The sequence below is a fragment of the Gelidimonas diazotrophica genome, from assembly GCF_055694025.1.
Genome location: NZ_CM146349.1, coordinates 2835900 through 2860144, shown reverse-complemented (window position 1 = coordinate 2860144; position 24245 = coordinate 2835900). Strand labels below are relative to the sequence as shown.

Below are 24245 nucleotides of genomic sequence, written 5' to 3'. Positions count from 1 at the left end.
AATGTCGCCTACCATCCTTGAAATCATGCGCACTTCAGCCGTGATCCCAGTCATCGCAATCGACGATTTAGCCCATGCGGTACCGCTGGCGCGCGCCTTGGTCGCCGGCGGCATCCGCGTACTGGAAGTGACGCTGCGCACCGCGCACGGGCTGGCTGCGATTCGCGCAATAGCGGAGCAAGTGCCGGAAGCGATAGTCGGTGTCGGCACTTTGACGCAAGCATCGGAATTTGCCGCAGCCCGCGACGCCGGTGCGGTATTCGGCGTTTCGCCCGGATTGACTGCGGCGCTGGTCGAAGGCGCGAAGAGAAGTGGCTTGCCCTTGCTGCCCGGCGTCATGACCCCATCCGAAGTAATGGCTGCGCGCGAGCTTGGCTTTCAGCAGTTGAAGCTGTTTCCCGCGGTGCCGGCCGGCGGCATCGGCATGTTGAATGCGATCGCCGGGCCGTTGCCTGACATCACGTTCTGCCCGACCGGCGGCATTTCAATCGCGACCGCAGCGCAATTTCTTGCCTGCAAAAATGTGGCCTGCGTCGGTGGTTCGTGGCTGACGCCAAAAGACGCGATGCTGTCCGGCGACTGGGCCCGCATCACCGCGTTGGCGGCTGCGGCAAGTGCCTTGCGCCAGTAGACCTATTATTATACTAGTGGGTAGTAAATTTTAATTCCGCATTAAATATATGCGGAGAAATGCACGTTTTAAATTTTTTATAGGGAGTATATTTAATTATCAGGATTGCGCCGGTCCCCACTTCCATTATTTAAAACTCTTGAGAATCAGATACGGCCACGTTTGAATTCGGATATGAATGCTATCGCTTGGGCATGCGTGACGACAATATCCGGATCGCCGTGGTACGCATATAAAAAAGGCGTGCCGCCCAGGCGATCGGTCATTTTTGCCAATAGCAAAAATTGAGTGCCCAGCGGAAATCGACCGATGTCAGTCAGCCGCCTGGAACACTGCACCAACAGCGTGCTGGAAAATGCTTGCCCATGGATCGGCCGTATCTGCACCAAACTACGTTTTCCAGTGGAAGTTGCCGGGATGAAGGACTCGACAACCACTTGTCTATATGCAGATGTATCACGGGTCATAAGGGGATTTCCTTGTGGTCCAAATTTCGCTGTGGATGGATGCTGTTACTCGTGCCTGCTGTATATCGAATTTTATGCGTAACTTTTTAACCCTATTAAAAAAGCCCAGTAAAAACTGGGCTTTAAGAGCGTTTCCTGAGATTTTTGAAGCATCAGGAAATCGACTGAAACAAGGGGTTCGATTCAGACGTTGAACAGGAAATTCAGCACATCGCCATCCTTGACTACATATTCCTTGCCTTCGGCGCGCATCTTGCCCGCCTCCTTGGCGCCCGCTTCGCCCTTGTAGGTGATGAAGTCTTCATACGCTATGGTCTGGGCGCGGATGTAGCCGCGTTCGAAATCGGTGTGGATCACGCCGGCTGCCTGCGGTCCGGTATCGCCCGCGTGGATGGTCCAGGCGCGCACTTCTTTCACTCCAGCAGTAAAGTAAGTTTGCAGGCCGAGCAACTTGTAGGCAGCACGGATCAGTCGATCCAGGCCAGGCTCTTCCAGCCCCATGTCACCCAAAAAGGCAGCCTTGTCTTCCTCGTCAAGATCGGCAATTTCAGCTTCGATCGAGGCGCAAATGGCAACGATAGGCGCGTTTTGCGATACCGCATAGGCAGTCAGTTGATCCAGCAGCGGGTTGTTGGTGAAGCCGGTGTCGGACACGTTGGCCACATACATCGCCGGCTTGGCGGTAATCAGGCACATCGGCTTGATCAGCAGCATTTCTTCCGCGTCCAGCCCCATCGCGCGCACCGGTTGTGCTTCGTTCAAATGCGGCATGATGCGTTCCAGCAATTCAACCAGCTTGGCGGCGTCCTTGTCGCCGGAACGGGCTTTCTTGTGTTCGCGATGAATCGCTTTTTCGACCGTGCCCATGTCGGCCAGCGCCAGTTCGGTCTGGATCACTTCGATATCGTCCAGCGGATTAATCTTGCCGGCGACGTGGATCACGTTGTCGTCTTCGAAGCAGCGCACCACGTTGACAATCGCGTCAGTCTCGCGGATGTGCGCGAGGAACTGGTTGCCCAGACCTTCGCCCTTGGATGCGCCCGCCACCAGGCCGGCGATATCGACAAATTCAACAATCGCATTTTGCACCCGCTGCGGCTTGACGATGGCTGACAATGCAGTCAGGCGCGGGTCCGGCACTTCGACTATGCCGACGTTGGGTTCGATGGTGCAAAACGGATAATTCTCGGCCGGAATGCCGGCTTTCGTGAGCGCGTTGAAAAGGGTGGATTTACCGACGTTAGGCAGGCCGACGATGCCGCATTGGAGACTCATGATATGTGCTTTGCAAATGGAATTAAGGCGCTATTTTACCGGATGCGGGATGTTGGATTGATTTAACAGAGACTTACGCCGGCAGTCGCATCAAACGTTGCTGCAAAAAAATAATCACACCTTGTCAGCTGAGCTGATTAACGCCCAAGACATTAGTTGGCCTGGAGCGCGAAGGGATGGTTTGCCCGTGTAAAATGCCGGAACGCATTTTTTCGTACACTAAGAAAGCAAGGCTTCATGAAAATTTCTAATAATTCTGATACCACCTCCAGGAAATTAATCCAACCGCTGGCGAATTTCATTTTCATGACGCGCTGGCTGCAACTACCGCTGTATCTCGGCCTGATTCTGGCCCAATGCGTCTATGTATTCCATTTCTGGGTCGAATTGTCCGACCTTATCGGCGCTGTGTTCGGCAATGAGGCAGCGCTCAAACATATTCTGGATGCCGTCACGATCGACGGCATGGTCAGACCCAGCAAGTTGAATGAAACCACGATCATGCTGGTGGTGCTGGGCCTGATCGACGTGGTGATGATTTCCAACCTGCTGATCATGGTGATCGTTGGCGGCTACGAGACTTTCGTGTCGCGGATGAATCTGGAAAGCCATCCGGATCAACCGGAATGGTTGTCGCATGTGAACGCGTCAGTACTGAAAGTGAAACTGGCGACGGCGATCATCGGCATTTCATCCATCCATTTGCTGAAAACTTTCATCAACGCTAAAGCCTATGATGAAAAGACGCTGCTGGCGCAGACTGGCATCCATGTGGTTTTCCTGCTTTCCGCAATGGCGATCGCGTACTGTGATCGCATCATGATGGGCACGCAATCGCAGAATAAACCGCATTAAAATCCATCTGTAGCCAACAGTTTCAACGCAAAAACATTTTCAAGTCTGTTCTTCAGACTTACTTAATTCCACCGCATCATAGAACTTGAATATACTGACACATCGAAGCCGGGAGACGAATCAAGACCACGCGGATTCGATACCGGCCGATAGGTAGATACATTTAGGGTTATCTGAAAATAGTTTTTTTGACGATGCGGAGAATGAAAAATGTCACTGAAGAATTTGATGGTTCACCTGGACCAAGGCAAGCGCACTGCATCAAGGCTGGAACTCGCGGCATCGCTGGCGCGCCAGCATCAGGCACGACTGATAGGCGTGTTTGGACAACTGGCTCCATCGCAACAGGTGGGCACGGTCTCTACCTGGCCTACTGCGGCATACACCGAAGTTGCCGAGGCCAGCAAAGCTGCATTCGAGAAAGCCACTGCCGGCCTGCCGCAGGCCGAATGGCACGACATCAATCGTGGTAGCGAAGCCGAAGTGCTGCGCCACATCACCGATCTGGCGCGTCATGCCGATTTGGTCGTAATGGGCCAGCATGACGAAGCGGCCAAGTCTTATGTGCCGGCTGATCTGGTCGAGGAAGTGGTTCTCAATTCCGGCCGGCCGGTACTGATCCTGCCTTACGTCGGAACTTTCTCTGAAGTGGCCAAGCGCCCGTTGATCGCCTGGAGCAACGCCCGCGAGGCTGCCCGCGCGCTCAACGATGCTCTGCCACTAATGGAAGGCTGTGATGACGCCACAGTAATGTCGTTCTCCACCACCACCGAAGATGCCCGTAACAGTAGTAATGAAGTAACCCGTCATCTTGCCTGCCACGGCATCCAGGCCAAATCGGAAATCATGCTGGTCAACGACATCGGCATCATGGACATGCTGCTCAACCGGGCCGCCGACTTCGGGTCCGACCTGCTGGTCATGGGCGCCCATGGTCATATCGGGCTGCCGTTTGTTAGCCGTGGCGCTGGCACCCGTTACATACTTCGGCACATGACAGTGCCGGTTCTGATGTCCAATTAAGACTCGGTTCGAAAGACGCCCGATCCGGGTACTTGATACGCGACAGAAGACCACTAATTTTTAGTGGTCTTCTTTTTTTATGGCCGCTAAGAGATAACCCTGGTGCAGGGCCTTGATTGGCACAAACATCAGGCTAATCTTCCTGAATTTACGAAACAATACTTATGCGCTCGTACTTTGTAACCGCAAGGAAGACTTGTGGCTCGGTAGTTTTCGAAAACCAGGATATTTTGTATATGAGATTGGAACGAAATGCCATCTTGGGATGTATCGTCGCGTAAGTAACTCGTGTGCGAAGCCGGGGATTCTGATCGTCGGCGTCAGTCGCGCATGGACCCAGCCAGATGTCGATGTTGGGCTGACCTACCTTCAATCTCAAAAAAAACAAAGATGGTAACGAATTGCAAGGATTGTAGTTGCGTCAATGAAATGTCGGCACATGGATCAATCTGGCGTCGGCGTCAACAATGCGCAAAACAGTGGCATAACAATCAGCTAATATCGCTTCTTTCCGAGCAATCCGTTTGATAATATTGATTTGAATTTTTAAAAATTAAATAACGGTATGAAAATACTGGGAAAGAATATCTTAAAACTTATGAGCTCTGACATCAAATCAATTGCATTGCCCGATGAGAATGGTTATTTTGGCGAGTACGGTGGAAGTTTTATACCTCTCGAGCTGCAAAAAATCATGGATGAAATTACCGCGGAATATCACAAAATCAAGGATGACACAGAGTTCCAGAAGGAACTTTGCGTCCTTCTCAAGGACTTTGTGGGCAGACCCAGCCCGATATTCCATGCAAAAAATCTGTCAAAAAAAATCGGCGGAGCGCAGATTTACCTGAAACGAGAAGACTTAAATCACACAGGTGCTCATAAAATCAATCACTGTCTTGGAGAGGCTCTTCTGGCTAAAAAGATGGGCAAAAAGAAGCTCATTGCCGAGACGGGAGCAGGCCAGCATGGGGTTGCACTTGCCACAGCAGCGGTTCTTGTGGGCCTTGAATGCGACATTTACATGGGTGTCATCGATATTGAAAAAGAAAAACCCAATGTGACCCGAATGAAGATACTAGGAGCGAACGTCGTGCCTGTCACACGCGGAACTCAGACCCTGAAGGATGCGGTCGACGCCGCTTTCGAAGCCTACCTCGGAGACCCGATCAGTCAGTTTTATGCAATCGGATCGGTGGTGGGACCTCATCCGTTCCCGATGATGGTCAGGGATTTTCAGAAGGTGGTCGGGATTGAAGCCAGGGAACAGTTTCTCGAAAAAACCGGCAAACTTCCCGACAATATCATCGCCTGCGTGGGTGGCGGGTCTAACGCCATTGGCCTTTTCACCGCATTTTTAGAAGATGAACAGGTCAGCATTTACGGTGTGGAACCTGCCGGTCTCAGCCTTGAGGATGGGAACCATGCGGCAACGCTCTCCTTGGGAAAGCCTGGAATCCTCCACGGATTCAAGTCTTATCTGCTTCAGGACGATCAGGGAGAACCGCTGCCGGTCTATTCCGTAGCCAGCGGCCTGGACTATCCCGGCGTAGGGCCTCAGCACAGCCTGCTGAAGGACATTAATCGCGTTCAGTACGTCACCGCCAGCGACAGCGAAGCCATCAACGCTTTTTTTGAACTGTCCCGCGTGGAAGGGATTATTCCGGCCATCGAAAGTGCCCATGCCGTTGCCTTTGCCATGAAACTGGCCAAGGATTCAGGTCCGGACCAGACCATCCTGATCAACCTCTCCGGAAGAGGTGACAAGGACATCGATTTTGTCATCGAAAAGTACGGCGAGAAGTACGGCGTCGCCAAATAGGTTTAAAAAATATCGACAGCACGGAGTTCCACACTTAATTGTGCGGATTTTTGTGCTTCGCCGATGATTGCTATCATCGCTTCCGGAACCCATTTTGGCAGGATCTCATTTGGATCGAAAAATGCCTGTATGGACAGCGGGACAATGGCACTCCTTTAATTTCTTCCAAAATCTCAATAGCTCTTGCAGGATTATTTTTTGCGATCTTACCTTCAAAAAGCACGATCCCAAGAAAATACATTGATTGCGTATTACTGGCGTCGACTTCTTTTTCGTATCACCCAAGGGCTTCTCCAGTTCTTTTAGCTTCCAATTTTCCGTTTTCAAACATTGGCACTATTTCGGTATGTGAAGCTGTCTATGAAAGATCAGTAGAGCCAACAACTTGCCTGGAAATTAGCCCTTGCTGCGATTAGACCGTAATTTGTTGCTCAAAATCAGAGACTGACATCTCAGGGAGGTATTTCATTAGGGGCGAGCTATTGCCTTCTCCAATCCATGCCAAATTCCCTCTATCGCCATTGTGTGCGTTTGACAAATTACTCAAACAACCATGATGAAGCGCTCGGTATTTCCAACATAAAAAGAATGGGTATCGCACCCAGGGGTGGCCGAGTCGGATTACCAGACGATGCGCCCGGTATTGCCGTGAATGTTGATTGTTCGGATTATTACAAGCAGCTGACATCTCAGTGCATTGATGAAAACACAATTCCTCCGACGATCAAAGCGAAGGCGACCACATGGTAAAGATGCGGCATTTCCCCTAAAAATGCCAACGACATTATTGCCGCGAAAAGGGGTGTCAAATTGCTGAAGAAGCCTGCAATAGTTGGCCCCGCGCGCTGCACTCCTGCACCCCAACAGCGAAAGGCGATGATTGCCGGCCCGACCGCGACATACAGAAGCGCTGCCGCCAGCGGCCAGCTCCAGACGATATGCGGATTGCTAAGCGTCCATTCACCCGCTGTAAGCACGCTCGACCACACTACGCCGAACGCGACTTGGGCCAGAAGAAAAGCCGCCCAGTTGCTGCGGATATCCTTCGGTTCTTTCGGCAGTGTCAACAACCAGCTGTAAAAGGACCATGCGATAGTCGCGGCTATCATGAAGAGATCGCCCGACACCAAATGCATCGCCAGCAACTGGTGCCATTCGCCGCGACTGAGCACCAACAACACTCCGGCTATCGACAAAATGGCGCCGATCATCTGCTTGCGCCCGACCTTCGCACTGAAGAACATTTTTCCAACGAGCAGCATCCAGACTGGCATGCCGGCCGCGACCAGGGTCACGTTAATCGGCGTGGAACTCTGCAGGGCAAGGTACTGAAGTGAGTTGTAAAGACCTATTCCAAGTAACCCCAGCAATGCAAAGCGCCGCCAGCAGGCCCATAAGCTACTGCCGGGACGGAGGATTGAACCGGCCAGCGGCAACAGGATGACCAGTGCAATGACCCATCGCAACAGGTTTAAGGTCATTGGAGGTACCCACTCATGCACCATTCGACCGACGACGGCATTGCCCGCCCAGAGCAAAGGAGGCACGGTAAGCAAGAAGGCGGTCGACAAAGTTATTCTTGGATTCATAAGGCTAGAGTTCATGTGCGGTGTACGCAATGATATCAAGTGCGCCGTTTGTATTGGATACGCCCCAGGGTAACCACATACAAATGCTAAAAACGTCCAAGGTCTGCTGCTGGCCGCACTTACTGAAACCAGATTGGGGTTGCAACGACCGAGACCAAGCTGGCAAATGCCGATGCCGAATCCGGTGCGCATGGACGTGCGCTGCCTACCAGGCCAAGAGCAAACATTTTTAACGCCGAAGGAAGTCTGCTGTTGATTGAATCGGGTTACACAGTGGCTACACGGAGATATGTAGGAGACCAGAAAGTAAAAAAGGATTACAAGCCGAAGCGTGTAATCCTTTGATATTTATGCTTTTTCTTGGTGGCCCGGGGCGGAATCGAACCACCGACACAAGGATTTTCAATCCTCTGCTCTACCGACTGAGCTACCAGGCCAAGGAGCCGAATTATAGCAAAAGAATTTTCAATAAGCAAAGTGGATCGTTAATTTTCTTTTTCATGCAGCCGTTATAATCCGTCCATGAATACTTCATCTTCATTTTCAGTCGTTGCTTCGCCCACGTTCCCGATACAAAGTGATGTTTGTGTCGTTGGCAATGGCGTCATTGGCAAGGCGACTGCATTGGGTTTTGCGCAGGCGGGTTTGAGCGTTGCGCTACTTGGTCCTGCGGTAGCGCCAACCAAAGATCCATCTGCTTTGACGCAGGGTTGGGATGCGCGGGTGTATGCATTGAACCATGTCGCACATGTGTTGCTGTCGTCGCTCAAGGTGTGGGATGCGCTGGATGCATCGCGTATCGCGGCTGTCGATGAAATGGTGGTGCAAGGTGATGGCGGCACGCATTCCGGTTTGCTCGGCTTTGATGCATATGGCGCGCGCGTCGGTGCGCTGGCGTTGATTGTGGAAGATCGCAATCTGAATGCGGCGCTGGATTCGGCGCTGAAATTCGCACCCAGAGTGCGCGTCGTGCAGGGCCGTGCGACAGCGCTGCGCAATACTAGCGAGAGTGCCACGATCACGCTGGAAAATGGCGGGACACTGTGCGCGTCGCTGGTGGTGGGAGCCGATGGCGGCCAGTCCTGGGTGCGCAACCAGTGCGATATCGGGATCGATTACCGGTCGTATGGTCAGCGCGGCGTGGTGACCAATTTCGAGTGTGACAAGCCGCATCATGGGGTGGCCTATCAGTGGTTTACCGCCACCGAAGGGATCGTGGCTTTGTTGCCACTGCCGGGTCAGCGTGTGTCGCTGGTCTGGTCGGCGCCGGAGGCGCTGGCGGAAATTTTGATGCGCGAGTCGCCGGCCCAGATCGCGGCGCGCTTGAATGTGTTCTGCGGCGAGAAACTGGGGCTGTTGCGCCCGGTTCAGCCGGAGGATGTGAAAGCATTTCCACTGGCATTGATTCGCCCCCATGCGATTGTCGCTCCACGCGTGGCTTTGGTGGGCGATGCGGCGCATGTGGTGCATCCGCTGGCTGGACATGGGATGAATCTGGGTTTTGCGGATGTTGCCGGATTGCTGGAAGCAGTCGCAACGCGCGAAGCGCACCGCGACTGCGGCGATGCGCGCGTGCTGGCGCGTTATGCGCGCGGCCGCAAGGAAGACATCCTGCTGATGCAATTGGCGACCGATAGTCTGGCGCGACTTTTTGCGACTGATTTTGCACCGGTACGCATGGTTCTGAATGCCGGATTGAACTTGATCGACAAATTTCCGGTCATAAAGCGTCATTTGATATCGCATGCTTTAGGCAGCAAGTAATCAATATAGATATTCTAGAAATTCAGGCAGTGTTCCTGCCGTAACACAATCAATTCGGAGTAATGAAATGCATAAGTTGGCACTTGTAGCCATGTTGGCACTGTCATCGGCTTGGGCTGTGGCCCAGACCAGTCAGGAAATAGCAATAAAGAAAATGATCGAACCGCGTTTGGGGCAGGATGCAAAAGTGGATTCGGTGACCAAGACGCCTTATTCCGGTTTATTTGAAGTCCGTATCGGCAGCGATATCCTGTACACCGATGAGAAGGCCAAGTATCTTTTCATCGGCCGTATTCTGGACACCAAAACCTATCAGGATTATACGAAGACCCGGGTTGACGAACTGAGCAAGATCAAATTCTCCGACCTTCCGCTGGCTTCTGCGATGAAGGTAGTCAAGGGCAATGGCAAGCGCGTGATTGCGGTGTTCGAAGATCCCAATTGCGGCTATTGCAAACGCTTCGACAAAACCTTGCAGCAGGTGGACAACATAACGGTGTACACCTTCCTCTACAACATCCTGTCAGAAGATTCGATCACAAAAGCACGCGATATCTGGTGCAGTGCGGATCGCTCCAAGGCGTGGGATAACTGGATGCTGAATGGCAAAGTGGCGCCCGCTGCGGCAGCGGCCTGCAGCACCCCGCATGAAAAAGTTCTTGCGCTGGGCAAGAAGCTCAAGGTGACCGGTACGCCGACTATCTTCTTTGCCGACGGCACGCGCATCCCTGGCGCCATCGACGCACAGGGGCTGGAAGCCAAATTGGCTGCGATCAAATAAATACCGATTGATGTGCGCCGCTGCAGCGCGGTCGCAATTTGTGTTTATCTTTGTCCCCCATGCCGCATCCACCATGCGGCATGTTGTTTATCAGTAATCCCCGTTACACTATCAGCCTGACCAACTCGCTCAATGTGGCGCTGGCCCGGCATCGCGCCGGCGCAGCCCAATTCCTTCCATGAATACGCATTTTCTGAATAAGCGCTTTGCGCACGTCCTCGGTTTTGCCGGCCTGATTCCATTTGCCCTGTTCACGCTGGCTAGCTGGAACGTGCAGACAGACTGGATTGGGGTGTTCATGCGCGGGCAACTGGCTTATAGCATTGCGATTCTGTCCTTCCTCGGCGGCATCCACTGGGGCGGCGCGCTGGTTTCCGCCCATCTGTCGATTGAGCAGACCAAGAAAGTATTGTTGTGGGGCGTGGTGCCGACGATCATTTCGCTGTTTGCGACTACCGTGGGCGGTTTCGGCTTTGCGGTCCTGATGGCCGGTTTTATCGGCGCCTATCAGGTCGATAAGCATGTATTCGGATGGTATGGCTTGCCGCAGTGGTTCCTGCGCATGCGTTTTATCCTGACCTGCTCGGTGGTGGTCTTGTTGGCATTGACGGTCATTGCCGGCAACGTGAGAGGTTGAAATGAAAGTTGAGATGAAGACTGAAATGAAGAGCGCGATCAGTTACCGTATTGTTCCAGGCGACCCTGCCGCACATTTGTTCTGCGTCGTGTTGACGGTGCCGGCACCCGATGCGCAAGGACAGATTCTGAGCTTGCCGGCCTGGATTCCGGGCAGTTACATGATGCGTGAATTTGCCCGCAACATCGTGCAAATCCGGGCCGAGGCTGGCGGCAAGAAGGTGGCGTTGCGCAAGCTGGACAAGCACAGCTGGCAAGCGGTGGTGTGCACCGGTCCATTGACTGTGCATTACGAAATTTATGCGTGGGATCAATCGGTACGTGCGGCCCATCTGGATCAGACCCACGGATTTTTCAACGGCAGCAGCGTGTTCTTGTGCGTGGCGGGGCAGGAGACGGCGCAGCACATTGTCGAAATTGTTCGTCCGGACGGTGATGGATATGCCGACTGGCGGGTTGCGACCAGCTTGCCGGAACTTAACGCGCTGCGTTATGGCTTCGGTAGTTATATGGCCGATGATTACGATGCGCTGATTGATCATCCGGTCGAAATGGGAACTTTCGCATTAGCGACTTTCAAGGCGCACGGCGTGCCGCACGATATCGTCATCAGCGGGCAAGTGCCAAACCTCGATCTGGCACGGCTAACCGTCGATCTGAAGAAAATCTGCACCGCGCAGATCGCGCTGTTCGACCCGCAGCGCAAGCGTGCGCCTATGCCGCGTTACGTATTCCTGACGACGGCGGTGGGCGACGGCTATGGCGGCCTGGAGCATCGCGCATCGACCGCGCTGATCTGCGCCCGCGCCGACTTGCCGAGCACTGCAGTGCCACAGCAGATGAGCGATGGCTATCGCACATTCCTCGGCTTGTGCAGTCACGAATATTTCCATACCTGGAACGTCAAGCGCATCAAACCAGCGGCGTTCGCACCCTATGATTTGCAGGTGGAAAACTACACTTCGCTGCTGTGGCTGTTCGAGGGTTTCACCAGTTATTACGATGACCTGATGTTGCTGCGCAGCGGCACAATCGACCAGTCGGCTTACTTCAAACTGGTGGCGAAGACGATCAACAATGTATTGCGCGGCAGCGGCCGCAGCAAGCAAAGCGTGGCCGAATCCAGTTTCGACGCCTGGAGCAAGTATTACCGCCAGGACGAAAACGCGCCGAATGCGATTGTCAGCTATTACACCAAGGGTGCATTGATCGCCTTGGCGCTGGACCTGACCATCCGTACTGAAACCAAAGGCAAAAAATCGCTGGATGACGTGATGCGTGCGCTGTGGCTGCGTTACGGCCAGGATTTTTATACGCGTGGCAAACAGGCCGGCAAGCTGACCGGAATTACTGAACCGGAAGCTGAAGCCATCGTCGACGAAGTCAGCGGCCTCAAGCTGAAGCGCTTTTTTGAGCGTTATGTGCGCGGCACCGAGGATGTGCCATTGGCGAAATTGCTCGTGCCTTTTGGCGTGAGCCTGTCGGACGGACGGCATAAAGACAAGCCGGACCTCGGCCTGCGCAGCGTGCGCAATGGCAGTTTCTGCAAGATCGCCAACGTGTATGAAGGCGGCGCCGCGCATCAAGGCGGCTTGTCGGCCGGAGATTTACTGCTGGCGCTGGACGGTTTGCGGGTGACGGCAAGCAATCTGGATGCACTGTTGTCGCGCTACCGTGTCGGCGATGCGGTCGTGCTGCATGCTTACCGGGGCGATGTGCTGATGGCATTTGATGTCACGCTGGCCAGCGATTCTGCGCCGCAATGGTCTTTGCGGGCCGAACCGAAGCCGCTGGCGATTGCGCGCAAACGCGCGGCGTGGTTGCAGACAGTTCTTGATTAGTAGTGCAGGCCTCCGTGCCTGCATTTGGTTGCAGGCACGGAGGCCTGAACTACTTCATATTTGCAAATAATTCTGGAGTATTTTTAATATTCGCACTGTTTATATGCGGTAATGGCATTGTTTATTGGCATACTGCCTACTTTAAAATTCATTGCGGCCCAGCCAGCGTGCGCAGCTGGAACTTGTAATCGGCGTTGAACAGGAAGGTTTCGGAGAATTCCAGCATCTTGCTGCCGGAGTGCAGCAGCCGGGCCGGTTTCGGGTAAGGGCCGACGCGTCTGAGGCTGGCCAGCGCCACCCGCGAGGCTTCAGGATCGCGCGAACGCTGCACTACCGCTTGGCTCAGCTTGCCATTGGCGTCGATGCCGATGCTGACCACCACGATGGCCGGCAGCATCGGCGGCAATTGGCCGCTGAAGGTGTGGCCGGAATTGGCTGTCAAAATATGCTGGGCGACGTCGATCTTGTACGCGTCCAGATGACGGGCCTGGGACGGGCTCATTGTCGGGTTTGCGCTGGCGGCGGGTTGGGGCGGAGTGACCGATGATTGCGGTAGCAACATTGAAAGCGAACTGCAGCCGAACAACACGGCCGCGCTACTGGCGATCAGTGCATTTTGCAAGGTGCGCATGGCGGCTCCCGATGCTGGATTGCGCTCGCTGAACTGGGGTGTTTTTAAGCGAACAGACGCCTTAATTCTACGCCCGGTTCCGGGACGCGCATGAAGGCTTCGCCAACCAGGAACGCGTGTACCTGGGCGTCGCGCATGCGCTTGACGTCGTCCGGCGTATGGATCGCGGATTCGGTAATCACCAGTTTGTCGGGTGGAATCCGCGGCAACAGGTCGAGCGTGGTTTGCAGTGAAGTCTCAAAAGTGCGCAGGTTGCGGTTATTGATGCCGAGCAGATGCGTTTTAAGCTTGAGTGCCGCATCCAACTCGATGCCGTTGTGCACTTCCACCAGCACGCCCATGCCGAGTTCCACCGCGCAGGCTTCCAATTCCGCCATCAAACCGTGATCGAGTGCTGCCACAATCAGCAAAATCGCATCCGCGCCCCACGAACGTGCCTCGTAAATCTGGTACGGGTCGATCATGAAATCCTTGCGCAAGGCTGGCAATGCGCAAGCGGCGCGCGCGGCTTTCAGGTAATCGGGCGCACCCTGGAAAAAGTGCACATCGGTCAGCACCGACAGGCAGGCTGCACCGTGGGTCGCATAACTGACAGCAATCTGGGCCGGATGGAAATCGGCGCGGATCACGCCTTTGGAGGGCGACGCTTTTTTGACTTCGGCGATCACGCCAGCGCCGCCGGTTTTGATCTTCGCGCGCAGACTTGCTTCGAAGCCGCGCAAGTCATTACGCGCTGCGGTATCGGTTTCGACTTCGCGCCGCAGGCTGGCCAGTGCGCGGTATTTCTTGGCGGCTGCCACTTCATCGACTTTGACCGCCAGGATTTTGTTCAGAATATCGGACATGATGGTTTTACTCAGTTTTCATGCTGCCTTTAAACAGCGGTATTTAATGGAGTATAGGTAAAAATAACCAATATTCCGCATGTTTTATATGCGGCATTAAAAATTACACAATGCAGTATGTTTGTTGCATGTGCAATCGCATAATTATGCGGCAGCGCCTAACTGCTGCGTTACGGCGACGAACTGGTCCAGCTTCTTGCGTGCCGCGCCGGATGCCATCGCCGCGCGCGCCTGTTGCAGGCCGTCCTCGATCGATGCGACGATTCCGGCCGCATACAGTCCAGTGCCGGCGTTCAGGGCGACGATGTCAGCCACCGCGCCGGGCTGATTCTCCAGCGCTTCAAAAATTTTCTGTTTCGATTCGGCCGCATTGGCGACTTTCAAATTGCGACTGGCGACCATTTGCAGGCCAAAATCTTCCGGATGGATTTCGTATTCGCGAATTTCGCCATCGATCAGTTCGCCGATCATGGTGGCCGCGCCGAGCGAAACTTCATCCATATTGTCGCGCCCCCAAACCACAATCGCACGTTGTGCGCCGAGGCGTTGCAGCACGCGCACCTGAATTCCGACCAGATCGGGATGGAACACGCCCATCAGGATATTCGGTGCGCCGGCCGGATTGGTCAGCGGTCCCAGGATGTTGAAAATTGTCCGCACGCCTAGTTCGCGGCGTACCGGAGCCGCATGTTTCATCGCCGCATGATGGTTCGGAGCAAACATGAAGCCGATGCCGGTTTGCGCGATCGATTGCGCGATCTGTTCCGGTTTCAAGTTGATGTTTGCGCCCAGCGCTTCCAGCACGTCGGCGCTGCCGGAAGACGACGATACGCTGCGCCCGCCATGCTTGGCCACGCGCGCTCCGGCGGCTGCGGCGACGAACATTGAGGCGGTCGAGATATTGAATGTGTGCGCGCCATCGCCGCCGGTGCCGACGATATCGAGCAAATTGGTGGTGTCGGCCATCGGTACTTTGGTCGAAAATTCGCGCATCACCTGGGCGGCGGCGGTGATTTCTCCGATGCTTTCCTTTTTCACGCGCAAGCCGATTGTCAGCGCCGCAATCATCACCGGCGACATTTCGCCGCTCATGATTTTGCGAAATAGCGACAGCATTTCGTCATGGAAAATTTCGCGGTGTTCGATGCAGCGCAGCAGCGCTTCCTGCGGCGTGAATTCTGAAGTGTGCGGCATCATGCTTTTCCTTCGATAAAGTTACGCAGCAGCGCATGGCCGTGTTCGGACAAAATGGATTCGGGGTGGAATTGCACACCCTGGATATCGAACGTCTTGTGACGCACGCCCATGATTTCGCCGTCATCGGTCCAGGCGGTGACTTCCAGGCAGCTCGGAAGCGAAGCGCGTTCTATCGCCAGCGAGTGGTAGCGGGTCACGGTGAATGGGCTGGGCAAACCGTGGAACACGCCGACGCCGGTGTGCGCGATCAGAGAAGTCTTGCCGTGCATTATCTGTTTGGCGCGCACTACCTTGCCACCGAAAGCGGCGCCGATGCTTTGGTGCCCGAGACAGACGCCGAGAATCGGCAACTTGCCGGCAAAGTGCTGCAGCAGCGACACCGAAATCCCCGCTTCTGCCGGAGTGCACGGTCCCGGTGAAATGCAGATGCGGTCCGGCCGCAGCGCGGTGATGTCGTCCAGCGTGATTTCGTCGTTGCGAAAGGTGCGCACGTCTTCGCCCAGTTCGCCGAAATATTGCACCAGGTTGTAGGTGAATGAATCGTAATTGTCGATCATCAGCAGCATGTCAAATCTCCCCGTCCAGGCCATCTTGCACTTGTTCGGCGGCGCGTAAAACGGCGCGCGCCTTGTTTTCGGTTTCCTGCCATTCCATTTCCGGCACCGAATCGGCGACGATGCCGGCCGCCGCCTGAACGTACAACATGCCGTCTTTCAGGATGCCGGTGCGAATCGCAATCGCGACATCCATTTCGCCGCCGAAACTCAGGTAGCCGCAGGCGCCGCCGTAGATGCCGCGCTTGACTGGCTCCAGTTCGTCGATGATTTCCATCGCCCGTACTTTCGGTGCACCGGACAGGGTGCCGGCAGGGAAGGTCGCTTTCAGCACGTCCAGATTCGACAATCCGGGTTTGAGCAAGCCTTCGACATTCGAGACGATGTGCTGCACATGCGAATATTTTTCGATCACCAGCTTGTCGGTAACATTGACGCTACCGGTTTCGGCGATGCGGCCGATATCGTTGCGCGCCAGGTCGATCAGCATTACGTGTTCCGCGATTTCTTTCGGATCGGCCAGCAATTCTTTCGCCAGCGCCGCATCCTGCTCCGGCGTGGCGCCGCGAGGGCGGGTGCCGGCCAGCGGCCGAATCGTGATTTTCTGCAGATGGGCGCTGAGATTTTCGTTGCGCACCAGGATTTCCGGCGATGAACCAATGATTTGCATGTCGCCGAAGTTGTAGAAATACATGTACGGCGATGGATTCAATGCGCGCAGCGCGCGATATAGCGATAAAGGCGAATCGACATAAGGTTTCCGCAAGCGCTGGCCGATCTGCACTTGCATTAAGTCGCCGGCGAAGATGTATTCCTTGGCGGTATTAACTGCCTTTAAATAATCATCCTTCTTGAAATCGCGGACAGTTTCAGTGCGCACGCTGCTGCCGGTGACCGGTGCTTCTACAGGGCGATGCAGCAGATTGCGCAAATCCTTGAGCCGCTGGCGCGCTTGACTGTACGCTTCCGGCTTGGTCGGGTCGGCATATACGATCAGATACAGCTTGCCGGACAGGTTATCGATTACCGCCAATTCTTCGGTCAGCAGCAACTGGATGTCCGGCAAGCCGAGGTCGTCTTTCGGCGTGCTGTGCGCCAGACGCGGCTCCATGTAACGCACCGCATCGTAGCCGAAATACCCGGCCAGACCGCCGCAAAAACGCGGCATGCCGGGCCGTAGCGCAACCTTGAAACGGGACTGGAATTGCGCGATGAAATCGAGCGGATTGCCGTCATTGGTTTCGATGACAGCGCCATCCTTGACCAATTCCGTGCGCATGCCGGTTGCGCGCAACAGGGTATTGGCCGGCAAGCCGATAAAGGAATAGCGCCCGAAACGCTCGCCGCCGACTACGGATTCGAGCAGGAACGAATTCTTGCCGACATTGTTTTGTTGCGCCAGTTTGAGATACAGCGATAACGGCGTTTCCAGGTCGGCCAGTGCTTCGACAATCAGCGGGATACGGTTGTAGCCTTGGGCGGCCAGTGAATTGAATTCAAGTTCGGTCATGTCGATTCTCCGACGCGCCATTAGTTAGTAACAATGAGTGGCGCGTCTATAAATTGTCTATACAACGTGGTTGCCCGGATGGGATAGGCAACGGCAGATCAGGGATTATGCAGTCCAGGATTGCCAGCGTCGCCAAAGCCAAGCCTCAATCTGGCTTGCTTGCGTGACGGGACGTTTATTGACGAGAAACATGACGTTATAGAAGAATGGATGCAGTGGGAAAACGATGTGTTGCTCGGTATGTTGCGCGCTGTGCTGCTATCAATTGTGCTGCCTCCAGCAGCGTTTCGACTATACCATCCGAATCAGCGTCTTGTATAGATTGCCCATGATTGTAGCCATATGGAACATTCAAAACACGGCAACCGGCCGCACGCGCGGCTTGCGCATCGTTGGAAGAGTCGCCAATGGCCACCGCTTGCTGCGGATCAATGGAGAAATCGGCGAAAACTTGCAGCAAGGGCATCGGGTCTGGTTTCTTTTTGGCAAAAGAATCGCCGCCGTAAATCACTTCGAAATAGTCATGCAGCCGAGTTTTTTTTAGCAGCGGCAAAGCAAAGGCCAGCGGCTTATTGGTCACGCAAGCCAGTCGTATGCCATCGATGCGCAATTTCTCCAAGCCGGCGACAACACCAGGATACAGACTGCTGTAATCACCATTGATCGCCAGATAATGGCGCTGATAGGACGCCATTGCCGGCTCGAAATGACGCTCGGCCGCGGGCGCGTCGAAATCGACTGCCAGCACCCGCCGGATCAGGTTTTCCGTACCCTTGCCGACGAATTCCTTGATGCTGCCGATGCCGAGTGGCGCCAGCGCAAATTCGTCACGCATGCGGTTGATGGCGACATGGAAATCGGCTGCAGTATCGAGCATGGTGCCGTCGAGGTCGATGATGGCAGCGCGGATATCGCCAAACAGAAGAGCATTTGCTGATTTCATACGGCGGCTAGTTCGCGGCGCATCGCATCGATCACGGCCTTGTAATCGGTTTGGCTGAAGATGGCCGAGCCGGAGACAAAGGTATCCGCACCGGCTTTGGCTGCAGCGGCGATATTCTCAACCTTGATACCACCGTCGACTTCAAGCAGGATTTCACGGCCGGGATGGCATGACTGGTAGGCATCGATGCGCCGGCGAACTTCGGCAATTTTTTGCAGAGATTCCGGGATAAAAGATTGGCCACCGAAGCCGGGATTGACCGACATGATTAAAATGATGTCTAACTTGTCCATCACATGATCCAGATAGTGCAAGGACGTGCCTGGATTGAATACCAGTCCCGCTTTGCAACCATTGTCGCGGATCAATTGCAGGGTGCGATCGATATGTTCTGATGCCTCTGGATGAAACGTGATGATGTTTGCACCGGCTTTGGCAAAATCTGGCACGATACGGTCCACCGGTTTGACCATCAGGTGCACATCGATTATTGCTGTTACATGCGGGCGAATAGCCTGGCAAACCAAAGGGCCAATGGTTAAATTGGGAACGTAATGGTTGTCCATCACGTCAAAGTGGATGATGTCTGCACCAGAAGCGATGACGTTGCGTACTTCTTCGCCTAGGCGTGCGAAGTCGGCGGAAAGGATGCTCGGAGCGATGCGGTAAGTAGGCATGACGATATATTTTAGAAAAAACCGTTTAGAAAAGACCCGCCATTTTACCCCGTAGCACCCGGCATGCCTTGCGTCACAGTCTGTTTTGGTGTGCAATGGACTATTTATTGGCAACCGCAGGATTGCAAAAATTGCACAAATACACATCGATTGCGTATCGACTACATTCAAGGAATTAATATGGCAGCTTATGAGTTCACCGTCTCAGTAAATACACAGTATTTGGCAGAGCAGTCGGAGCCGGATCGCGCCAGTTATGTGTTCGCTTATGCTATTACTATCCAGAATACAGGCAAGATAGCAGCGCAATTGATTTCACGGCATTGGATCATCACGGACGGAAATAACCATGTCGAACAAGTACGCGGCCTCGGAGTGGTTGGTCATCAACCGTTCTTGGCGCCCGGAGAGCAGTTCGAATATACCAGCGGCACTGCGCTTGCCACTCCACAGGGGTCCATGACTGGGGAGTACTTCTGTGTGGCCGAAGACGGTGAACAATTTGAGGTCAAGATACCGGAGTTCGTCCTGTGCTTGCCCCGCGCCTTGCATTGATTTCAGCGCGTTTCATCTTCCTTGCGTGTCGGTTTTTCGGGTGTGGACAGTGGCGGCGGTTTGCGGCCTGAAAACATCGTCCACCAGACAATAAACACCAATATCAGCATCGCGCAGCCTGCTTCAACTATCAATAGCCACATGGCACACTCTTCAAATGTTATTTACACGTTTTAGTTTACTCGTAACTGCAGTTCTGGTTGCATTCACAATCAGCGCTTGCACCACAACACAACAGGCCAAGCCTCCCATCAAGCCTGGCGTGCCATCCGTCAAGCCCATAGAAAAAGTGCAGGAAACGCTCAAGCCGACCACTTTTGCCGCCTTATCTGGCTGGGAGCAGGATGATTTGCGTCAGGCGTGGCCGGCGTTCCTGACTTCTTGCCAGGTGCTGGTCAAAAAAGAAGACTGGCGTGAACCATGCACTATTGCACGGGACGTGAATGCTTCCGATGTAACTGCGATACGGACATTTTTTGAGGCGTTTTTCGTGCCCCATCAGGTTTTGAATGCCGACGGCAGCGAACAGGGCCTAGTGACCGGTTATTACGAGCCGTTATTGCACGGTTCGCGCAAACGCGGCGGCCCTTATCAGACTCCTTTGCATCGTGTGCCGGACGATCTGCTCATTATCGACTTAGCTGGCGTATACCCGGAGCTCAAAGGCATGCGTTTGCGCGGGCGCCTTGTCGGCAAAAAGGTAATCCCTTATCCTGCGCGCGCTGAACTGGTGCAGTCCGCCGCTCTGTCCGGCAAGGAACTGTTTTGGGTCGATGATGCTGTCGAGGCATTTTTTCTGCAGGTGCAAGGCTCCGGGCGCGTGCAATTAATGGATGAAAAAGAAACGGTGCGCGTCGCTTATGCTGAGCAGAATGGATACCCCTATAAATCGATTGGTAGATACTTGGTCGATCAAGGCGAGTTGAAGCTTGAGCAGGCTTCTGCACAAGGCATCAAGAGCTGGGCCGCAGCCAACCCATCCCGCAAAACGGAGTTATTCAATGTCAATCCAAGCTATGTCTTCTTCAGGGAAGAAAAATTGCCTGATCCAAAAGTGGGACCAAAAGGCGCAATGGGCTTACCACTGACCCCGCAACGCTCGATTGCGGTAGATGCACAATTCATCCCCATGGGTGCGCCAGTTTTTTTGGCAACAACGCAACCGAATAGTGCAATCGCGCTGCAGCGCCTGATGCTAGCCCAAGATACTGGAGGCGCAATCAAGAATCCGGTGCGGGTGGATTTTTTCTGGGGTTTCGGTGCCGAAGCGGGTGAGAAAGCAGGGAGCATGAAACAGCGCGGCACGATGTGGGTGTTACTGCCGAAACTGCCTTTCAAGTTATCGGGGCGATAAATTTTTTACTTTCACTAAGGGGTGATATGACTTACGAAAATATTCTCGTTGAAATGCATGGCAAAGTAGGCTTGATTCAATTGAATAGGCCGAAGGCATTAAATGCACTAAATGATCAGCTGATGGATGAGCTTGGTGACGCACTGTCAAAGTTCGATGATGATGAAAATGTAGGATGCATCATTCTTACTGGTAGCGATAAAGCGTTTGCCGCTGGTGCCGATATTGGCGCGATGTCAAATTACACTTATATGGATGCCTACAAAGGCAATTACATTACGCGCAATTGGGAGCAAATCCGGCGAATACGCAAACCGGTGATTGCAGCCGTGGCCGGGTATGCACTGGGCGGTGGATGTGAGTTGGCAATGATGTGTGATTTCATCATTGCAGCCGATACGGCCAAATTCGGGCAACCTGAAATCAAGCTTGGCACCATGCCCGGCGCTGGCGGTACGCAGCGCCTGCCACGTGCAGTGTCCAAGTCTAAGGCCATGGATATGTGCTTGACCGCACGCATGATGGATGCCGTTGAAGCCGAGCGGGCAGGGTTGGTTTCGCGCATAGTGGCCGCTGATAAACTGATGGAAGAAACATTGGCAGCAGCAACCGTGATTGCTTCCATGTCTTTGCCGATTGCCATGATGATCAAGGAATCTGTCAATCGCGCCTATGAATCGTCGCTTGCAGACGGTATTCAATATGAGCGCCGTATGTTCCACAGCACGTTCGCCACTTCCGACCAAAAGGAAGGGATGCATGCATTTTTAGAAAAGCGCTTGCCAAAGTTCCGCAACGTTTGATATAGTTCGGCTCCCGCTGAGAGGCGGGGTAAAGGCAGGAAGAGAAGTGGCAGCGGAAGTTGACGGAATTGGACGAAACGCGGAGTGCAGGGAGTTGGAGTTTGCGCGGTGCGGGACGGAAAAGAAATGTTGACTGAGTAAGAAAAACGCTGCATAATCTGCCCTCTTCAGTGCTGCAAACAAAACGCTTTGCAGTCTGGTTGGCCCGGGTGAAGATACCAGAGCTGACGGAGAAAAGAAAGATCTTTAACAACTAACAGTCGATAAGTGTGGGCACTTGATGAAGGCGCCACGTCAGACGCGCAAGCGTTTGGGGTGAACTTAAAATATCAAATGCTCGCACAGAAGAAGAATAGGATTTTTTTGGAGGCAACTTCAGGAAGAGCCTGTCAGTATTTTGAGTGAGCGACCGGTCTGGTAAAACGGACCATGTCAGCAATGACATAAAACAGAGATTAAACTGAAGAGTTTGATCCTGGCTCAGATTGAACGCTGGCGGCATGCCTTACACATGCAAGTCGAACGGCAGCACGGAGCTTGCTCTGGTGGCGAGTGGCGAACGGGTGAGTAATATATCGGAACGTACCCTCGAGTGGGGGATAACGCAGCGAAAGTTGCGCTAATACCGCATACGATCTACGGAGGAAAGCAGGGGATTCGCAAGGACCTTGTGCTCGTGGAGCGGCCGATATCTGATTAGCTAGTTGGTAGGGTAAAAGCCTACCAAGGCCACGATCAGTAGCTGGTCTGAGAGGACGACCAGCCACACTGGAACTGAGACACGGTCCAGACTCCTACGGGAGGCAGCAGTGGGGAATTTTGGACAATGGGGGCAACCCTGATCCAGCAATGCCGCGTGAGTGAAGAAGGCCTTCGGGTTGTAAAGCTCTTTTGTCAGGGAAGAAACGGTGGCTCCTAATAAGGGTTACTAATGACGGTACCTGAAGAATAAGCACCGGCTAACTACGTGCCAGCAGCCGCGGTAATACGTAGGGTGCAAGCGTTAATCGGAATTACTGGGCGTAAAGCGTGCGCAGGCGGTTATGTAAGACAGATGTGAAATGCCCGGGCTCAACCTGGGAACTGCATTTGTGACTGCATGGCTAGAGTGTGTCAGAGGGGGGTAGAATTCCACGTGTAGCAGTGAAATGCGTAGATATGTGGAGGAATACCGATGGCGAAGGCAGCCCCCTGGGATAACACTGACGCTCATGCACGAAAGCGTGGGGAGCAAACAGGATTAGATACCCTGGTAGTCCACGCCCTAAACGATGTCTACTAGTTGTTGGGTCTTAATTGACTTAGTAACGCAGCTAACGCGTGAAGTAGACCGCCTGGGGAGTACGGTCGCAAGATTAAAACTCAAAGGAATTGACGGGGACCCGCACAAGCGGTGGATGATGTGGATTAATTCGATGCAACGCGAAAAACCTTACCTACCCTTGACATGTACGGAACCTTTGAGAGATCAGAGGGTGCTCGAAAGAGAGCCGTAACACAGGTGCTGCATGGCTGTCGTCAGCTCGTGTCGTGAGATGTTGGGTTAAGTCCCGCAACGAGCGCAACCCTTGTCATTAGTTGCTACGAAAGGGCACTCTAATGAGACTGCCGGTGACAAGCCGGAGGAAGGTGGGGATGACGTCAAGTCCTCATGGCCCTTATGGGTAGGGCTTCACACGTCATACAATGGTACATACAGAGGGCCGCCAACCCGCGAGGGGGAGCTAATCCCAGAAAGTGTATCGTAGTCCGGATTGTAGTCTGCAACTCGACTACATGAAGTTGGAATCGCTAGTAATCGCGGATCAGCATGTCGCGGTGAATACGTTCCCGGGTCTTGTACACACCGCCCGTCACACCATGGGAGCGGGTTTCACCAGAAGTAGGTAGCTTAACCGCAAGGAGGGCGCTTACCACGGTGGGATTCGTGACTGGGGTGAAGTCGTAACAAGGTAGCCGTATCGGAAGGTGCGGCTGGATCACCTCCTTTCTAGAGTATGTGCCCAAGTCAAGTGTTCACACTTATCGACTGTTATGAAAAAGAAGAGCAGCAATGAACAGTAATTGGACTGCCGGCGTGTGCGTTGTGCAAGAAAGGCCGCACAGGCAACAGCGCAGAGCTGACCAAGCACTGATCCAAGCGGGTCTGTAGCTCAGCTGGTTAGAGCACTGTGTTGATAACGCAGGGGTCGTTGGTTCGAGTCCAACCAGACCTACCATACGACAAAGATTATGTGTTGATTGTAAGTGCGCATATCTGGGGGGTTTAGCTCAGCTGGGAGAGCACCTGCTTTGCAAGCAGGGGGTCGTCGGTTCGATCCCGTCAACCTCCACCACGTAATTGATCAAGAATACAAACCTGAGTCACCCATGCGAAAGTAAGAAGTGCATGAAAAATTCAGGTTTGGTTTCTTAAGCCATTAGCTGTTTCGTTCTTTAAAAATTTGGAAGAAGTAAAGATTTATCAAGGAGTATGGATAAATCGATGCGCA

General features: G+C 53.7%; 23 protein-coding genes, 3 tRNA genes and 1 rRNA gene. 15 read left to right on the top strand and 12 right to left on the bottom strand.

Annotated elements, in window-relative coordinates; translation table 11 throughout:
• Nucleotide 1 precedes the first annotated feature (1 nt).
• The gene (eda, locus tag KGFNPO_RS13265; protein ID WP_472634478.1) at nt 2–631 is read left to right on the top strand and encodes a bifunctional 4-hydroxy-2-oxoglutarate aldolase/2-dehydro-3-deoxy-phosphogluconate aldolase; all 630 of its coding nucleotides are present in this window, start codon (nt 2–4) and stop codon (nt 629–631) included.
• Nucleotides 632–777: 146 nt separating this feature from the next.
• On the opposite strand, the gene KGFNPO_RS13260 is transcribed toward eda, so the two are convergent.
• A complete protein-coding gene (locus KGFNPO_RS13260) occupies nt 778–1098 on the bottom strand; it encodes a hypothetical protein (protein WP_472631722.1) in 321 nt (106 codons plus the stop codon).
• A 183-nt stretch (nt 1099–1281) separates the two neighbouring features.
• Nucleotides 1282–2373: a redox-regulated ATPase YchF gene (gene ychF / locus KGFNPO_RS13255; protein WP_472631721.1), complete on the bottom strand. Its 1092-nt coding sequence runs from the start codon at nt 2371–2373 to the stop codon at nt 1282–1284.
• Nucleotides 2374–2610: 237 nt separating this feature from the next.
• On the opposite strand from ychF, the gene KGFNPO_RS13250 reads away from it, so the two are divergent.
• The 3 genes from KGFNPO_RS13250 to trpB all read left to right on the top strand — a co-directional run bounded on the left by KGFNPO_RS13250 (nt 2611) and on the right by trpB (nt 6073).
• Nucleotides 2611–3228: a YqhA family protein gene (locus KGFNPO_RS13250; protein ID WP_472631720.1), complete on the top strand. Its 618-nt coding sequence runs from the start codon at nt 2611–2613 to the stop codon at nt 3226–3228.
• A 210-nt stretch (nt 3229–3438) separates the two neighbouring features.
• On the top strand, nt 3439–4251 hold the full coding sequence (locus KGFNPO_RS13245; protein ID WP_472631719.1) for a universal stress protein: 813 nt from the start codon (nt 3439–3441) through the stop codon (nt 4249–4251).
• Nucleotides 4252–4849: 598 nt separating this feature from the next.
• On the top strand, nt 4850–6073 hold the full coding sequence (gene trpB / locus KGFNPO_RS13240; protein ID WP_472631718.1) for a tryptophan synthase subunit beta: 1224 nt from the start codon (nt 4850–4852) through the stop codon (nt 6071–6073).
• Nucleotides 6074–6762: 689 nt separating this feature from the next.
• On the opposite strand, the gene KGFNPO_RS13235 is transcribed toward trpB, so the two are convergent.
• Both KGFNPO_RS13235 and KGFNPO_RS13230 read right to left on the bottom strand, forming a co-directional pair.
• Complete coding sequence (locus KGFNPO_RS13235; protein WP_472634477.1) at nt 6763–7662, bottom strand: DMT family transporter; 900 nt, start codon at nt 7660–7662, stop codon at nt 6763–6765.
• Between the two features lie 361 nt (nt 7663–8023).
• Nucleotides 8024–8099 (bottom strand) — tRNA-Phe (locus KGFNPO_RS13230).
• Between the two features lie 85 nt (nt 8100–8184).
• On the opposite strand from KGFNPO_RS13230, the gene KGFNPO_RS13225 reads away from it, so the two are divergent.
• The 5 genes from KGFNPO_RS13225 (at nt 8185) to KGFNPO_RS13205 (ending at nt 12684) form a co-directional block, all read left to right on the top strand.
• Nucleotides 8185–9426, top strand: coding sequence for an FAD-dependent monooxygenase (locus tag KGFNPO_RS13225; RefSeq protein WP_472631717.1), 1242 nt, complete (start codon nt 8185–8187; stop codon nt 9424–9426).
• A 67-nt stretch (nt 9427–9493) separates the two neighbouring features.
• Nucleotides 9494–10207, top strand: a complete 714-nt coding sequence (locus KGFNPO_RS13220) for a DsbC family protein (protein ID WP_472631716.1) — start codon at nt 9494–9496, stop codon at nt 10205–10207.
• A gap of 59 nt (nt 10208–10266) precedes the next feature.
• Nucleotides 10267–10389, top strand: coding sequence for a hypothetical protein (locus tag KGFNPO_RS13215; protein ID WP_472631715.1), 123 nt, complete (start codon nt 10267–10269; stop codon nt 10387–10389).
• Complete coding sequence (locus KGFNPO_RS13210) at nt 10386–10844, top strand: DUF3429 domain-containing protein (RefSeq protein ID WP_472631714.1); 459 nt, start codon at nt 10386–10388, stop codon at nt 10842–10844. Before KGFNPO_RS13215 ends, KGFNPO_RS13210 begins: the two co-directional genes overlap by 4 nt.
• A 25-nt stretch (nt 10845–10869) precedes the next feature.
• Complete coding sequence (locus KGFNPO_RS13205) at nt 10870–12684, top strand: M61 family metallopeptidase (protein ID WP_472634476.1); 1815 nt, start codon at nt 10870–10872, stop codon at nt 12682–12684.
• Nucleotides 12685–12832: 148 nt separating this feature from the next.
• Here KGFNPO_RS13205 and KGFNPO_RS13200 read toward each other — a convergent pair whose 3' ends face one another.
• From KGFNPO_RS13200 to rpe, 7 genes are all read right to left on the bottom strand, one after another.
• Nucleotides 12833–13315: an energy transducer TonB gene (locus KGFNPO_RS13200; RefSeq protein WP_472631713.1), complete on the bottom strand. Its 483-nt coding sequence runs from the start codon at nt 13313–13315 to the stop codon at nt 12833–12835.
• A gap of 44 nt (nt 13316–13359) precedes the next feature.
• Nucleotides 13360–14160 (bottom strand): indole-3-glycerol phosphate synthase TrpC, encoded by an 801-nt coding sequence (gene trpC / locus KGFNPO_RS13195; protein WP_472631712.1) that lies wholly within the window; start codon nt 14158–14160, stop codon nt 13360–13362.
• A gap of 144 nt (nt 14161–14304) precedes the next feature.
• Entirely contained in the window at nt 14305–15357 is a 1053-nt protein-coding gene (gene trpD / locus KGFNPO_RS13190; protein WP_472631711.1) for an anthranilate phosphoribosyltransferase, read from the bottom strand.
• Entirely contained in the window at nt 15354–15923 is a 570-nt protein-coding gene (locus tag KGFNPO_RS13185; RefSeq protein WP_472631710.1) for an aminodeoxychorismate/anthranilate synthase component II, read from the bottom strand. The genes trpD and KGFNPO_RS13185 overlap by 4 nt, the downstream gene beginning before the upstream one ends.
• Nucleotide 15924: 1 nt before the next feature.
• On the bottom strand, nt 15925–17421 hold the full coding sequence (gene trpE, locus KGFNPO_RS13180; RefSeq protein WP_472631709.1) for an anthranilate synthase component I: 1497 nt from the start codon (nt 17419–17421) through the stop codon (nt 15925–15927).
• A 196-nt stretch (nt 17422–17617) separates the two neighbouring features.
• Nucleotides 17618–18364 (bottom strand): phosphoglycolate phosphatase, encoded by a 747-nt coding sequence (locus tag KGFNPO_RS13175; protein WP_472631708.1) that lies wholly within the window; start codon nt 18362–18364, stop codon nt 17618–17620.
• Nucleotides 18361–19041, bottom strand: coding sequence for a ribulose-phosphate 3-epimerase (gene rpe / locus KGFNPO_RS13170; protein WP_472631707.1), 681 nt, complete (start codon nt 19039–19041; stop codon nt 18361–18363). Before rpe ends, KGFNPO_RS13175 begins: the two co-directional genes overlap by 4 nt.
• A 180-nt stretch (nt 19042–19221) precedes the next feature.
• On the opposite strand from rpe, the gene apaG reads away from it, so the two are divergent.
• Nucleotides 19222–19596 carry a Co2+/Mg2+ efflux protein ApaG gene (gene apaG, locus KGFNPO_RS13165; RefSeq protein ID WP_472631706.1) on the top strand — a complete coding sequence of 125 codons (375 nt, stop codon included), beginning with the start codon at nt 19222–19224 and terminating at the stop codon, nt 19594–19596.
• 2 nt (nt 19597–19598) lie between these two features.
• Here the strand turns inward: apaG and KGFNPO_RS13160 are convergent, their stop codons facing one another.
• Nucleotides 19599–19739 carry a hypothetical protein gene (locus tag KGFNPO_RS13160; RefSeq protein ID WP_472631705.1) on the bottom strand — a complete coding sequence of 47 codons (141 nt, stop codon included), beginning with the start codon at nt 19737–19739 and terminating at the stop codon, nt 19599–19601.
• 14 nt (nt 19740–19753) lie between these two features.
• Here KGFNPO_RS13160 and mltA point away from each other — a divergent pair, with 14 nt between their 5' ends.
• The 5 genes from mltA to KGFNPO_RS13135 all read left to right on the top strand — a co-directional run bounded on the left by mltA (nt 19754) and on the right by KGFNPO_RS13135 (nt 24089).
• Nucleotides 19754–20950: a murein transglycosylase A gene (gene mltA, locus KGFNPO_RS13155; protein ID WP_472631704.1), complete on the top strand. Its 1197-nt coding sequence runs from the start codon at nt 19754–19756 to the stop codon at nt 20948–20950.
• 26 nt (nt 20951–20976) lie between these two features.
• Entirely contained in the window at nt 20977–21753 is a 777-nt protein-coding gene (locus KGFNPO_RS13150) for an enoyl-CoA hydratase (RefSeq protein WP_472631703.1), read from the top strand.
• A gap of 457 nt (nt 21754–22210) precedes the next feature.
• Nucleotides 22211–23743, top strand: a 16S ribosomal RNA gene (locus tag KGFNPO_RS13145).
• Nucleotides 23744–23895: 152 nt separating this feature from the next.
• Nucleotides 23896–23972 (top strand) — tRNA-Ile (locus tag KGFNPO_RS13140).
• 41 nt (nt 23973–24013) lie between these two features.
• Nucleotides 24014–24089, top strand: a tRNA-Ala gene (locus tag KGFNPO_RS13135).
• The last annotated feature ends 156 nt before the right edge of the window (nt 24090–24245 follow it).